The organism is Arthrobacter sp. SAFR-044, assembly GCF_051965175.1.
Taxonomy (GTDB): domain Bacteria; phylum Actinomycetota; class Actinomycetes; order Actinomycetales; family Micrococcaceae; genus Arthrobacter.
In genome coordinates, this window is record NZ_JBQCMK010000004.1 from 40360 (window position 1) to 52841 (window position 12482).

Annotated in this window: 11 protein-coding genes and 2 tRNA genes; 10 read left to right on the forward strand and 3 right to left on the reverse strand. The window is 65.4% G+C overall.

The annotated features are described in order from the left end of the window. Positions 1-24 precede the first annotated feature (24 nt). Positions 25-519 (forward strand): ribose-5-phosphate isomerase, encoded by a 495-nt coding sequence (locus tag ACTHQS_RS07550; RefSeq protein WP_440167496.1) that lies wholly within the window; start codon positions 25-27, stop codon positions 517-519. Then, positions 519-1478: an Fpg/Nei family DNA glycosylase gene (locus ACTHQS_RS07555; protein WP_440167497.1), complete on the forward strand. Its 960-nt coding sequence runs from the start codon at positions 519-521 to the stop codon at positions 1476-1478. Before ACTHQS_RS07550 ends, ACTHQS_RS07555 begins: the two co-directional genes overlap by 1 nt. 49 nt (positions 1479-1527) lie before the next feature. Here the strand turns inward: ACTHQS_RS07555 and ACTHQS_RS07560 are convergent. Next, positions 1528-1601, reverse strand: a tRNA-Gly gene (locus ACTHQS_RS07560). A 132-nt stretch (positions 1602-1733) separates the two neighbouring features. On the opposite strand from ACTHQS_RS07560, the gene ACTHQS_RS07565 reads away from it, so the two are divergent. The 6 genes from ACTHQS_RS07565 to ACTHQS_RS07590 all read left to right on the forward strand — a co-directional run bounded on the left by ACTHQS_RS07565 (position 1734) and on the right by ACTHQS_RS07590 (position 6920). Continuing rightward, positions 1734-1808, forward strand: a tRNA-Pro gene (locus tag ACTHQS_RS07565). Between the two features lie 76 nt (positions 1809-1884). Beyond that, the gene (gene tig / locus ACTHQS_RS07570; protein ID WP_440167499.1) at positions 1885-3279 is read left to right on the forward strand and encodes a trigger factor; all 1395 of its coding nucleotides are present in this window, start codon (positions 1885-1887) and stop codon (positions 3277-3279) included. Between the two features lie 233 nt (positions 3280-3512). Next, the gene (locus tag ACTHQS_RS07575; RefSeq protein WP_440167992.1) at positions 3513-4136 is read left to right on the forward strand and encodes an ATP-dependent Clp protease proteolytic subunit; all 624 of its coding nucleotides are present in this window, start codon (positions 3513-3515) and stop codon (positions 4134-4136) included. A 37-nt stretch (positions 4137-4173) separates the two neighbouring features. Then, a complete protein-coding gene (locus tag ACTHQS_RS07580) occupies positions 4174-4833 on the forward strand; it encodes an ATP-dependent Clp protease proteolytic subunit (RefSeq protein WP_018769476.1) in 660 nt (219 codons plus the stop codon). Between the two features lie 177 nt (positions 4834-5010). Next, the gene (gene clpX / locus ACTHQS_RS07585; protein WP_440167501.1) at positions 5011-6291 is read left to right on the forward strand and encodes an ATP-dependent Clp protease ATP-binding subunit ClpX; all 1281 of its coding nucleotides are present in this window, start codon (positions 5011-5013) and stop codon (positions 6289-6291) included. A gap of 14 nt (positions 6292-6305) precedes the next feature. Continuing rightward, the gene (locus tag ACTHQS_RS07590; protein WP_440167503.1) at positions 6306-6920 is read left to right on the forward strand and encodes a mycothiol-dependent nitroreductase Rv2466c family protein; all 615 of its coding nucleotides are present in this window, start codon (positions 6306-6308) and stop codon (positions 6918-6920) included. Positions 6921-7267: 347 nt separating this feature from the next. Here the strand turns inward: ACTHQS_RS07590 and valS are convergent, their stop codons facing one another. Further along, positions 7268-9889 carry a valine--tRNA ligase gene (gene valS, locus ACTHQS_RS07595; protein WP_440167505.1) on the reverse strand — a complete coding sequence of 874 codons (2622 nt, stop codon included), beginning with the start codon at positions 9887-9889 and terminating at the stop codon, positions 7268-7270. Positions 9890-9970: 81 nt separating this feature from the next. On the opposite strand from valS, the gene ACTHQS_RS07600 reads away from it, so the two are divergent. Together ACTHQS_RS07600 and ACTHQS_RS07605 are read left to right on the forward strand one after the other, a co-directional pair. Beyond that, positions 9971-10342, forward strand: a complete 372-nt coding sequence (locus tag ACTHQS_RS07600) for a DUF488 domain-containing protein (protein WP_440167506.1) — start codon at positions 9971-9973, stop codon at positions 10340-10342. A gap of 18 nt (positions 10343-10360) precedes the next feature. After that, entirely contained in the window at positions 10361-11119 is a 759-nt protein-coding gene (locus tag ACTHQS_RS07605) for an SDR family oxidoreductase (RefSeq protein ID WP_440167507.1), read from the forward strand. Here the strand turns inward: ACTHQS_RS07605 and ACTHQS_RS07610 are convergent. Beyond that, positions 11116-12123, reverse strand: a complete 1008-nt coding sequence (locus ACTHQS_RS07610; RefSeq protein ID WP_440167508.1) for an endonuclease/exonuclease/phosphatase family protein — start codon at positions 12121-12123, stop codon at positions 11116-11118. The two genes, ACTHQS_RS07605 and ACTHQS_RS07610, sit on opposite strands and share 4 nt — an antisense overlap. Positions 12124-12482: the final 359 nt, after the last annotated feature.

Here is a 12482-nt window from a genome sequence, read left to right on the forward strand (position 1 = left end):
CCCACAACCGAACGGACTTAGCACGTGACCACTACCCCTGCCTTCCCGCGGGTCCACATCGCCACCGACCACGCAGGCATGGAGCTCAGCGCCCACCTGGTGTCCCACCTGATTGGGAAGGGGTACGAGGTGGTGGACCACGGGCCCAAGGTCTACGACGCCCAGGATGACTACCCCTCGTTCTGCATCAACGCCGCCCTTGCCGTGGTGGCCGACCGGGAGGCCGGCGTCCACGCTCTGGGCATCGTGCTGGGCGGGTCCGGCAATGGCGAACAGATTGCCGCCAACAAGGTGAAGGGCATCCGCGCCGCCCTCGCCTGGAACCTCTCCACCGCCACCCTGGCCCGCGAGCACAATGACGCCAACGTCGTGGCCCTGGGCGGCCGCCAGCACACGGTGGAAGAAGCCACCGAACTGGTCGAGGCGTTCCTGGCCGAACCCTTCAGCAACGACGAACGCCATGTCCGCAGGATCGAAAAGATCGCGGTTTTTGAAGCCACCGGCGAGGTCATCGAGTAGTGCCTGAAGGGCATTCGGTCCGTCGCCTCGCGCGCCAGTTCGGGGACGTGTTCACCGGCGAGGCGCTGGCTGTGTCCAGTCCGCAGGGCAGGTTCAGCGGGGGAGCGGCGCTGCTCGACGGCTACACCATGGTCGCTGCCGAGGCGCACGGCAAGCACCTGTTCCTGCATTTCGACAACTCGCTGGTGCTGCACGTCCACCTCGGCCTATACGGCGCCTGGAGCTTCGGCGGGGACAGCACCTTCACCGGTGCCTCCAGCATCGGTGCGCCCCGGCGGGTAGGGGAGCAGGAGGCTTTCGCCGACGGGGACGACGACGGCGGCGCGCCCTACGCAGGTCCGCCGGCACCCGTAGGTGCCGTCCGTGTCCGGCTCGCCGGCAGCCACGGCTGGGCGGACCTTCGCGGGGCCACCACCTGCGAAACCATCACCGCAGCAGAGGCCGACGCCGTCCTGGCGCGGCTGGGGCCCGACCCGTTGCGCAACCTCCGGGGCGACGCCGGCCGCTTCGCCGCCAATGTCCGGGCCCGGAAGACCGCGCTCGCGGCCCTGCTCATGGACCAGAAGGTGGTTGCCGGCGTCGGGAACGTCTACCGCGCCGAAGTCCTGTTCCGCCGCCGCCTCGATCCGTTGCTGCCCGGGACCGCCCTTCCGGACAACGACGCCCGCAGGCTGTGGCGGGACATCGTCGCCGTCATGAACGACGGCGTGACGGACGGGCGGATCATCACCACACCGCCGAAATACTGGACCCTTGATGGCACCACGGCCGCCAAGGCAGCCGCGGCAGGGATGCCGGTGCCGGCCAAGAACGCGCACTTCCCCCACCGCGACGATGTCCACTTCGTCTACAAACGGCACGGGCTGCCCTGCCGGGTCTGCCGCACCATCGTGCTCATGGCCGACCATGCCGGGCGGAACCTCTACTGGTGCCCGTCCTGCCAGCAGCCGCAGGGGTAGGAGAACAGACACAAATAAGGCCCCTCGAATGAGGGGCCTTATTTGTTATTGGAGGGGACGACGGGAATCGAACCCGCGTAATCAGTTTGGAAGACTGAGGCTTTACCATTAAGCTACGTCCCCGAAGGAAGATCCGCTTTTCGGCGGAAACTCCGGGCTGGCTGTTCAAGCCGGATACAACTAAACCTAATCCATGGCCTACGTGTCAAATGTGCAATCCCGGCGCGTATCACCGTAGACTTGCCTGTGCACTTACGGGGTGTAGCTCAGCTTGGCTAGAGCGCCTGCTTTGGGAGCAGGAAGTCGCAGGTTCAAATCCTGTCACCCCGACTCTGCTGCCAGGAGCAGTCGGCCTGGACACATTGCGTTGCAGAAACCCATCCCACAACCCAGGAGTACTTAGACCGTGAAGAGCGCTGTCGAGAACCTCACCCCCACGCGGGTCAAGCTCAATGTTGAGGTCCCCTTTGAGGAACTGAAGCCCAGCATCGACTCGGCCTATAAGACTGTTGCGTCGCAGATCCAGGTTCCCGGGTTCCGCAAGGGCAAGGTTCCCGCCAAGCTCATCGACCAGCGCGTCGGCCGTGGCTACGTCCTGGAGACCGCCATCAACGACGGCCTCAACGGCTGGTACCAGGCTGCCGTGCAGGAATCCGGCATCCGCCCCCTGAGCCGTCCCGAGGTGGAAATCACCGAGGTCCCCGACCCCTCCGCCACCGACGGCGGCCTGAAGTTCGCCGCCGAGGTTGACGTCCGCCCCGAGATCGAGCTCCCGGACTACGCCGGCATCGAGGTCCAGGTTGCGGCTGCGGAATCCTCCGACGCCGACGTGGACAAGGCCCTTGACGAACTGCGCGGCCGCTTCGGCACGCTGAAGTCCGTTGACCGCCCCGCTGCCGACGGTGACTTCCTCACCATCGACATCACCGCCACCATCGACGGCGAAGAGGTCGACTCCGCTGCCGGCCTGTCCTACCAGGTTGGCGCCGGAACCATGCTTGAGGGCATGGACGAGGCCGTAACCGGCCTCAGCGCTGACGAAGACGCCATCTTCGACACCACCCTGGTAGGCGGCGACCATGCCGGCGAAGCCGCCCAGGTCAAGGTTGTCGTAAAGGCCGTCAAGGAACGCGAACTGCCCGAAGCGAACGATGACTTCGCCCAGCTGGCCTCCGAGTTCGACACCCTCGCCGAGCTCCGCGAAGACCTGGCCAAGCAGGCTGCGGACTCCAAGGTCGTGGAGCAGGGCGTTGAAGCCCGCGACAAGGTCCTGGACAAGCTGGTTGAGCTGGTTGAGGTCCCGGTTCCGGACTCCGTTGTCGAAGAGCAGCTCGAAGCCCACTTCCAGGAGGGCAACGGCCACGGCGACGGCGAGCACGACACCGAAGAGCACCGCGAAGAGGTCCGCGCCAACACGGCCCGCGCCTTCCAGAACGAAATCATCCTCGACGCCATCGCGGAAAAGGAAGAAGTCAACGTCAGCCAGAACGAGCTGATCGACTACATCGTCACCACGGCCAGCCAGTACGGCATGGACCCCAACCAGTTCGCCCAGATCATCGATCAGAGCGGCCAGGTCCCCATGATGGTTTCCGAGGTCCGCCGCCGCAAGGCACTGGCCGTCGTCCTGGGCCAGGCCACGGTGACCGACACCGAGGGCAAGGCTGTTGACCTGAGCGATTTCGTCCGCCCCGCCGGCGAAGAGGCACCTGCCGCAGAAGCGGCCGACGTCGACGCAACCGACGCCGCCGAGGCTGAGGTTGTCGAAGCCGAGGACACCACGGCAGACGCCAAGGCATAGCCCTTACCGAACCGCAGCAACGGCTCCTGGATCCTTCCGATCCGGGGGCCGTTCGCGTTTGACCGAAAGCCGCCCGCTGCTGATTCGATGATCGTGCGCCGTCAGCGAACAGCCGTCGGTGCGCGAACAAAACACCCGTGAAACCGGTTAGTGTCCAAGTAGTGATTTTCAGTGATGTCACCGTCACCAGTGAGAGGTAAATAAACATGTCACAGCACTCGGAGGCCCCCCGGATGGCGACCGTCGATCCTGCAGCCCAGGACAACTACATTTACAACCGCCTTCTCAAGGAGCGGATCATCTGGCTGGGCTCGGAGGTGCGTGACGACAACGCCAACGCGATCTGCTCGCAGCTGCTCCTGCTCTCCGCCGAGAACCCGGAAAAGGACATCTACCTCTACATCAACTCGCCCGGCGGCTCCGTCACGGCAGGCATGGCCATCTACGACACCATGCAGTTCATCCCCAACGACGTCGTGACCGTCGCCACCGGCCTGGCCGCATCCATGGGACAGTTCCTGCTCTCCTCGGGCACCAAGGGCAAGCGCTACGCCACGCCCAACGCCCGCGTCCTGATGCACCAGCCCTCCGGCGGCATCGGCGGCACCGCATCCGACATCAAGATCCAGGCCGAACTCATCCTGCACATGAAGAAGGTCATGGCGGAACTCACCGCAGAGCAGACCGGCCAGACCGTTGACACCATTCTCAAGGACAACGACCGCGACAAGTGGTTCACAGCCAAGGAAGCCCTCGAATACGGTTTCTTCGACAAGATCGCGGCGCACGCCGGCTCCGTCTCAGGCGGCGGCGGAACGTCCAACGGTTCCTCCGGCGAATCAGCCTCCCAGAACTAACCGGCACCCAGAACCCCTTCGATCAGGAGCAAACACAATGAACTACAACTTCGGGTGGTCAGCCGGGAATCTTCCGTCCAGCCGCTACGTCCTGCCGCAGTTCGAAGAACGCACCCCCTATGGCTTCAAGCGCCAGGACCCCTACACCAAGCTCTTCGAGGACCGCATTATCTTCCTCGGTGTCCAGGTGGATGACGCCTCAGCTGACGACATCATGGCCCAGCTGCTGGTCCTGGAGTCCACGGACCCCGACCGCGACATCACGCTGTACATCAACTCGCCCGGCGGCTCCTTCACGGCCATGACGGCGATCTACGACACCATGCAGTACATCCGCCCCGAGATCCAGACCGTCTGCCTGGGGCAGGCCGCCAGCGCGGCTGCTGTCCTGCTGGCGGCAGGTACGCCCGGAAAGCGGCTTGCACTGCCCAACGCCCGTGTCCTGATCCACCAGCCGGCACTGTCCGGCGGCCAGGGCGGGCAGGCGTCCGACCTGGAAATCCAGGCAGCAGAGGTCATGCGCATGCGGTCCTGGCTCGAGGACACCCTGGCGCACCACTCCGGACGCACATCGGAGCAGGTCAACAACGACATCGAGCGCGACAAGATCCTTACCGCCGAAGAGGCCCAGGCATACGGCCTCATCGACCAGGTCCTTGATTCACGCAAGATCAAGCCCCAGGCGATCACGAGGTAGCAGTACCCAAAGCCGGTGCGGTCCAGTTCTCATTTGGCCGCACCGGCCTTTTCATTCCACCCTTGGGGCCGAATGTGACCTAGAGTGGATGTTGTCACAAACCGGGCCGTGCCGGCCGGGATACATTTCAGCAATGGTGCAGGGCTGCCTGGCAGCAGGATACTAAGGGGTTCATATATGGCTCGGATTGGCGAGAGCACGGATCTGCTGAAGTGCTCTTTCTGCGGAAAGAGCCAGAAGCAGGTGCGCAAGCTTATTGCCGGCCCCGGTGTCTACATCTGCGATGAATGCATCGAGTTGTGCAACGAAATCATCGAAGAGGAACTTGCGGAGGTCGCCGACCTCGGCAGCTTTGAACTGCCTAAGCCGCGTGAAATCTTCGACTTCCTGCAGGAATACGTCATCGGCCAGGAGCCCGCCAAGCGCTCCCTCGCCGTCGCGGTCTACAACCACTACAAGCGGATCCAGGCCGGCCATGCGCCAAAGTCCGGAAACCTGGGGGACGGCGGCCACCACGACGACGTCGAGATCGCCAAGTCGAACATCCTCCTGATCGGCCCCACGGGCTGCGGCAAGACCTACCTTGCCCAGACCCTCGCCCGCCGGCTGAACGTCCCGTTCGCCGTCGCGGACGCTACCGCCCTGACCGAGGCCGGGTACGTGGGCGAAGACGTGGAGAACATCCTCCTCAAGCTCATCCAGGCCGCTGACTACGACGTCAAGAAGGCCGAACAGGGCATCATCTACATCGACGAGATTGACAAGATCTCCCGCAAGAGCGAGAACCCCTCCATCACCCGTGACGTATCCGGCGAGGGGGTGCAGCAGGCACTCCTGAAGATCCTCGAAGGGACCGTGGCGTCGGTGCCGCCGCAGGGCGGGCGGAAGCACCCGCATCAGGAATTCATCCAGATCGACACCACCAACGTCCTGTTCATCGTCGCCGGTGCCTTCGCGGGCCTGGAGGAGATTATCGGCTCCCGCTCCGGGCGCAAGGGCATCGGTTTCGGTGCTCCGCTCAACGAGGCCAGCAAGAAGGTGGACTCCTACGGTGAGGTCATGCCGGAGGACCTGCTGAAGTTCGGCCTGATCCCGGAATTCATCGGCAGGCTCCCCGTGATCACCACGGTGTCCAACCTGGACCGCGACGCCCTGATCCAGATCCTTTCCACCCCCAAGAACGCCTTGGTGAAGCAGTACCAGAAGATGTTCCAGATCGACGGCGTGGAACTGGTGTTCGACGACGCCGCCCTGGACGCCATTGCCGAACAGGCCCTGGAACGGGGCACCGGCGCCCGCGGTCTGCGCGCCATCCTCGAGGAAGTCCTGCTTCCCGTGATGTTCGATCTTCCCAGCCGCGAGGACGTGGCCAGCGTGGTGATCACCGAGGACGTGGTTCTGCGGGGCGCCGAGCCCACCATGATTCCGCACGTGGCCAAGCGCCGCAAGTCTGCCTGACCGAGAGGACCTCTGTGACTTCACCTGCAAAGAACAAAGCCGATTTCTGGTTCGACCCCCTGTGCCCGTTCGCATGGGTCACTTCCCGCTGGATCGGAGAAGTCGAAGCCGTCCGGGACATCGAGACGGAATGGCACGTCATGAGCCTCGCTGTCCTGAATGAGGGACGTGACCTGAACCCCGGCTACCGTGAATCGATGGACAACGCCTGGGGCATGGTCCGCGTGATCATCGCCGCCCGGGAAGAGCACGGGCCGCAGGTCATCAAGCCGCTGTACGACGCCATGGGAACGTTGATCCACAACCACGGCGAAAAAAACCGTGCCGAGGTCATCACCAAGGCCCTGGCGGAGTGCGGCCTCCCCGCCTCCTTGGCGGATGCTGCCACCACTGACGCTTACGACGGCCAACTCAGGGCCAGCCATGAGGAAGGCATCTCGCTGGTGGGGCAGGACGTTGGAACCCCTGTGGTTGCCTTCAACGGAACAGCGTTTTTCGGGCCCGTCCTCACCCGTATTCCCCGCGGTGAGGAAGCCGGCAGGATCTGGGATGCCACCACGGCCATCGCTGCCTACCCGCACTTCTTCGAGTTGAAGCGCAGCCGCACGGAGAGCCCGGAATTCAACTAAACGCCAGGCTGCAGCACGCTGAAAGGGCCCCGGGAGAACTACCTGAATGTAGTTATCCCGGGGCCCTTGCACGTGGTCCGGCGCAGGAGAACAATAGTTCCTACCACTTCGAAAGAAGGGGACGCAGGAACCAAAGATTCAGTGATATGTAAGTTGACGCAGCCATCGGCAAAGTTGAATGCAAGCTACCAGTGACGGGGTAGTAAGACCTGAATATCAGAGGATCCTGCCAGACCATCAGAGCACGTCACCGGATGGCCGAAAAAGTCGAAGCCCCACCAACGGCAACACGCTGATGGGGCTTCCCCTTTTGCCTGGAATCAGGCTGATGCGGATCCGGTCTGCTGTCAGGCCTTGGCGGGCTCGTCGCTCGGTGCCAGGGCAACGTCGGAGACCGTGAGGTCGCCGTCGCCGACAGCCAGGGTGATCTCCCGGGCATTGGACGCGGCCTTCAAGTCAGCCAGCCCTGCCTGCAGCTGTGCGGTGAGCGCTTCCGGGGCGGTGATGGTTGCGGACAGCACTTCCGTGCGCTGCTTGACCTTGGCCTCGGACTTGGCCTTGCGGACACCGCTGAGGGCCACGCCCACGGTTGCCAGCATGGTGGTGTCGCCGCCGGGGATTTCCAGTGCGGCAGGCCATTGGGCGCGGTGCACGGACCCGTTGCGCCACCAGCTCCATACCTCCTCGGTGGCGAAGGGCAGGAACGGGGCGAAGAGCCGCAGCAGGGTGTCCAGCGTTGTGGCCAGCGCGGCCAGCACGGAGGCCTGCTCGGATTCGCCGGCCGCCCCGTACGCACGGTCCTTGATCAGCTCAACGTAGTCGTCCGTGAACTGCCAGAAGAACGATTCCGTGAGCTGCAGGGCGCGGGCGTAGTCGTAGTTGTCGAATGCCTTGGTGGACTGTGCCACGACCTCGGCCAGCTGGGCCAGCAGCGCCCGGTCCAGGGGGTTCGCCAGGACGGAAAGGTCGCCAGACAGCACCGAGTTCTCGGTGGCGCCCAGGTTCAGCACGAACTTGGAGGCGTTCAGGAGCTTGATGGCCAGGCGGCGGCCGATCTTCATCTGCGCGATCTCGTAGGCCGTGTCTGCGCCCAGCCGTGCCGAGGCGGCCCAGTAGCGGACGGCGTCCGAACCGTACTCGTTCAGGACGTCCGTGGGCACCACCACGTTGCCCTTGGACTTGGACATCTTCTTGCGGTCCGGGTCCAGGATCCAGCCGGAGATGGCCGCGTGCTTCCAGGGGGCGTTCTTCTGGAGGGCGTCGGCGCGGACCACCGAGGAGAACAGCCAGGTGCGGATGATGTCGTGGCCCTGCGGGCGCAGGTCGAACGGGTACACCTTGCCGAACAGGTCCTCGTTCCGGCTCCAGCCGCCCACGATCTGGGGCGTCAGGGACGACGTTGCCCAGGTGTCAAGGACGTCCGCATCACCGGTGAAGCCGTTGGGCTGGTCCCGCTGCGCCTCGTCGAAGCCGGGAGCTGCGTCAGCGGCCGGGTCCACGGGGAGCAGCTCATCCGAGGGCAGGATGGGGTTGTCGTAGTCCGGGTTTCCCTGTGCGTCGAGGGGGTACCAGACGGGGATGGGGACGCCGAAGAACCGCTGGCGGGAGACCAGCCAGTCACCGTTCAGGCCGGCGATCCAGTTTTCATAGCGTGAGCGCATGAAGGACGGGTGGAAGTCGATGTCCTTGCCCCGGCCGATCAGGCGTTCCCGGCGGTCCTCGTCGCGGCCGCCGTTGCGGATGTACCACTGGCGTGAGGTGACCACTTCCAGGGGCTTGTCGCCCTTTTCGAAGAAGTTCACCGGGTGGGTGATCTTCTTCGGTTCGCCGTCCAGCAGGTCTGCTTCCTTGAGCAGTTCCACCACGGCTTCCTTCGCGGAGAAAGCGGTCTTGCCGGCGATGGCGGCGTACGCCTCCTTGCCGGCGTCGGTGGTGATCCACTCGGGGTTTTCGGCGATGATGCGGCCGTCGCGGCCCATGATGGCGCGGGTGGGGAGCTGCAGTTCGCGCCACCAGGTGACGTCGGTCAGGTCACCGAAGGTGCAGACCATGGCGATGCCCGAACCCTTGTCCGCCTTTGCCAGCGGGTGGGCCTTGACCTCGAGCTCAACGTCGAACAGCGGGGACTTCACGGTCTTGCCGAACAGCGGCTGGTACCGCTCGTCGTCGGGATTTGCCACCAGGGCGGCGCAGGCGGCCAGCAGCTCCGGACGCGTGGTCTCGATGAACACCTTGGTGCCGTCTTCTGCAAAGAAGGGATACCGGTAGTAAGCGCCGGGAACTTCGCGGTCCTCAAGCTCGGCCTGGGCCACGGCGGTACGGAACGTGACGTCCCACAGCGTGGGAGCCTCGGCCATGTAGGCGTCTCCGGCGGCCAGGTTGGCCAGGAAGGCGCGCTGGGACACCGCGCGGGAAGTGTCATCGATGGTGCGGTAGGTCAGGTCCCAGTCGACGGACAGGCCCAGGGTCTGGAACAGGTTCTCGAAGACCTTCTCGTCCTCGACCGCCAGTTCCTCGCAGAGTTCGATGAAGTTCTGCCGCGAGACGACGTCGAAATCGCGCTGGTTCTTGGCAGGCTGCGCCGGGGGACGGTAGCCGGCGTTGTACGGGATGGCGGGATCGCAGCGGACACCGTAGTAGTTCTGGACACGGCGCTCGGTGGGCAGGCCGTTGTCGTCCCAGCCCATGGGGTAGAAGACGTTCTTGCCGGTCATGCGCATGTAGCGCGCCTGGACGTCCGTCTGGGTGAAGGAGAACATGTGCCCCACATGCAGGGATCCCGACGCGGTGGGCGGGGGAGTGTCGATCGAGTAGACCTGCTCCCGGGTGGTGTCGGGGTTGAACTTGTAGGTTCCCTCGGCCAGCCAGCGCTGGGTCAGCGCGGCTTCGAGGCCCTCGAGGGCCGGCTTATCCGGAACGTTGATGGGGGCGGTGGTGGGCGTGTCTGTACCCTGCGTGTCTTCAGCCATTGGGCAATTCTTTCATGCCTGCTTCCATCCCGCCCAACCCATCCCGGGCAGGCGGACGCGGACCGGGATAGCATACGGCCCATGGGAGAGTTTCGGGCCGCCTTTGGCGTGAAGCGCATCTACGAGCCACCGGCGGACGACGACGGCTTCCGGGTGCTGGTGGACCGGCTGTGGGCGCGGGGGATGCCCAAGGAAAACGCCGCCGTCGACCTTTGGCTCAAGGACGTGGCACCCTCCACGGAGTTGCGCAAGGAGTTCAACCACCGCCCGGAGCGGTTTGCGGACTTCAGCGAACGCTACCGGCGTGAACTGGACGGTAACCCAGCCGTGGAGACGCTGCTGGAACTGGCCCGCTCACACCCCCGGATCACCCTCCTTTACGCTGCCAAGAACCCGGAAGCCAACAACGCCCGTGTCCTGCTGGATTACCTCCAGGAACGGCCCGCCGGCTGATCCCGCTAGGGTGGTGCCATGACTGAGGACTTGCAGAAAAAGGCAGCATTGGTGACCGGCGCGAGCAGCGGAATCGGAGAGGCAACAGTGCGTGCGCTGCGCGCCGACGGGTGGACTGTCTTCGCCGTGGCGCGCCGGGCCGAGCGCCTGGCGGCGCTGGAACGAGCGACGGGCGCTGTCGCCATTCCTGCAGACATTGCAGAGGACGACGACGTGTCCCGGCTTCTGGCGGAGGTCACCGGGGCGGGCGGTATCGACACGCTGATCAACATCGCCGGCGGCGCCCGCGGTGCGGACAGGATAGGCGACGCCAACACCGCGGACTGGGAGTGGATGTTCCGGGTCAACGTCCTTGGAACACTGAAGCTCACCCGTGCGTTCCTTCCGATGCTGCGGGCCACCGGCGAGGGCACCGTCCTGAACCTCACCTCTACTGCGGGACTGGACGCGTACGAAGGCGGGGGTGGTTACAACGCTGCCAAGTTCGGGCAGCACGCCATGACCAACGCCCTGCGGCTCGAAGAAGCCGAGTACAACGTCCGTGTCATCGAGGTGGCGCCGGGGCTGGTGCAGACAGAGGAGTTCGCCCTCAACCGCCTGGGAGACGCGCAGTCCGCTGAAAAGGTGTACCGGGGCGTGGAGAAACCCCTGACAGCAGAGGATGTGGCCGACGTTGTGCGGTATGCCGTCAGCGCCCCGCACCACGTCAACCTCGACCAGATCGTCATCCGGCCGGTGGCGCAGGCGGCCACGCACAAGCTCATCAGGAAGGGCTAGGGCACGTGGATGTTCAGGGTGGCCACCACTGCGGCATGGTCCGTGCCCTCGATCCGGTGGACTGAGTACCCGGAGGCGGAAATGTCGCGGCTGGTCACCAAATGGTCCAGCGCGATCCCCGGCAGGCGGTAGCCGCGCATGGGCCAGGTGGGCACCAGCCTCCTGCCCAGGGAGGCCGCAACATCCACCAGGCTGCGGCCGCCGGTTGTCCCGACCAGCAGCGCCCGGAATTCCCGGTGATCACAGGTCGCGTTGAAGTCCCCTGCGAGCAGCAGGGGACCGGAACCGCCGCCGGATCCGGCCACGGCGGCCAGGTCGCTGCGCCACTGCGCGACGGCGTCACCCACCGGCGCCAGGGCGTGGACCGCCACCACCCGCAGGCTGCCCCCGCTGCTGCCGCTAAGGTCGAGGCGGGAGATCGGCATGGCGAACCGCGTTCCCGGCACCGTTCCCGCGTCCTCCAGCGGGTGCGAAGAGTAGATGGCCGTGCCGGCGGCCCGTGCCCGCGCATGTGCCACCCGGTGGGGGAGCAAAGTGCCCAGACCCGCCGCCGCGAGCCGCTGCGCCAGTTCCGGCGTGTACTCCTCCACCGCCAGCAGCTCCACGTGCTGTTCACGGACCAGGTCCACGATGCCGACGGCGTCCGCCTGGCCCAGCTCGGCGTTGATGCTCATGGCGACAAGCGGGACGGGGTGGCCGGCCGCCTCCGCGGCAGGTCCCCGGACGTCGAGGGGGAGAAGCCAGAATGCCTGGCAGCCGGCCAGGCAAACGGCCAGGACCTGCCGCCACCGGCTCCGCCCCAGGAAGGCCAGGAGCAGGGCCGCGGCGGCGGGCACCGCGGCCCAGGGCGTGAACGCCACCAGTTGGACGCCAAGGACGGGCCACTCGACGGGCACTGACCGGAGGGTGGCCACCACTGCCACCGGCAGGGCGGCAGGGAGAAACAGCCATCTGGAGACCGCGGCCAAACGGCGGTGCCCCGCGGAGCGGCCGGGAGCTGTCATGAGGCGAGTCTAGGCAATGCAGCATTCCCGCGTCAGCCCCGCAACTGCCTGAATGGTGCTCCTCTCCGAATGGCACAGGACGCCGCGGCGATAGTAGACTCGATAGGGCGATGACCCGGCAATCACCGGTGAGCTTCCGGAAGAACGCGCAACGCGCCCCTGCAGGGCGGCTGCGCCAGTAGAACCGGACGGGTAAGCCCGTCACAGCAGTAATGAGAGGCCGGGGCAGCAGGTGTTCCTCACGGACACACGCAGCGCCGGTAAGTGAGGTGGTACCGCGGTGGGCGTGCAGTCTTTCAAAGATGGCGCGGCAGCCGTCCTCGCATCCTGAACGGAACATCCGGCCCGGCCGGGGTTCA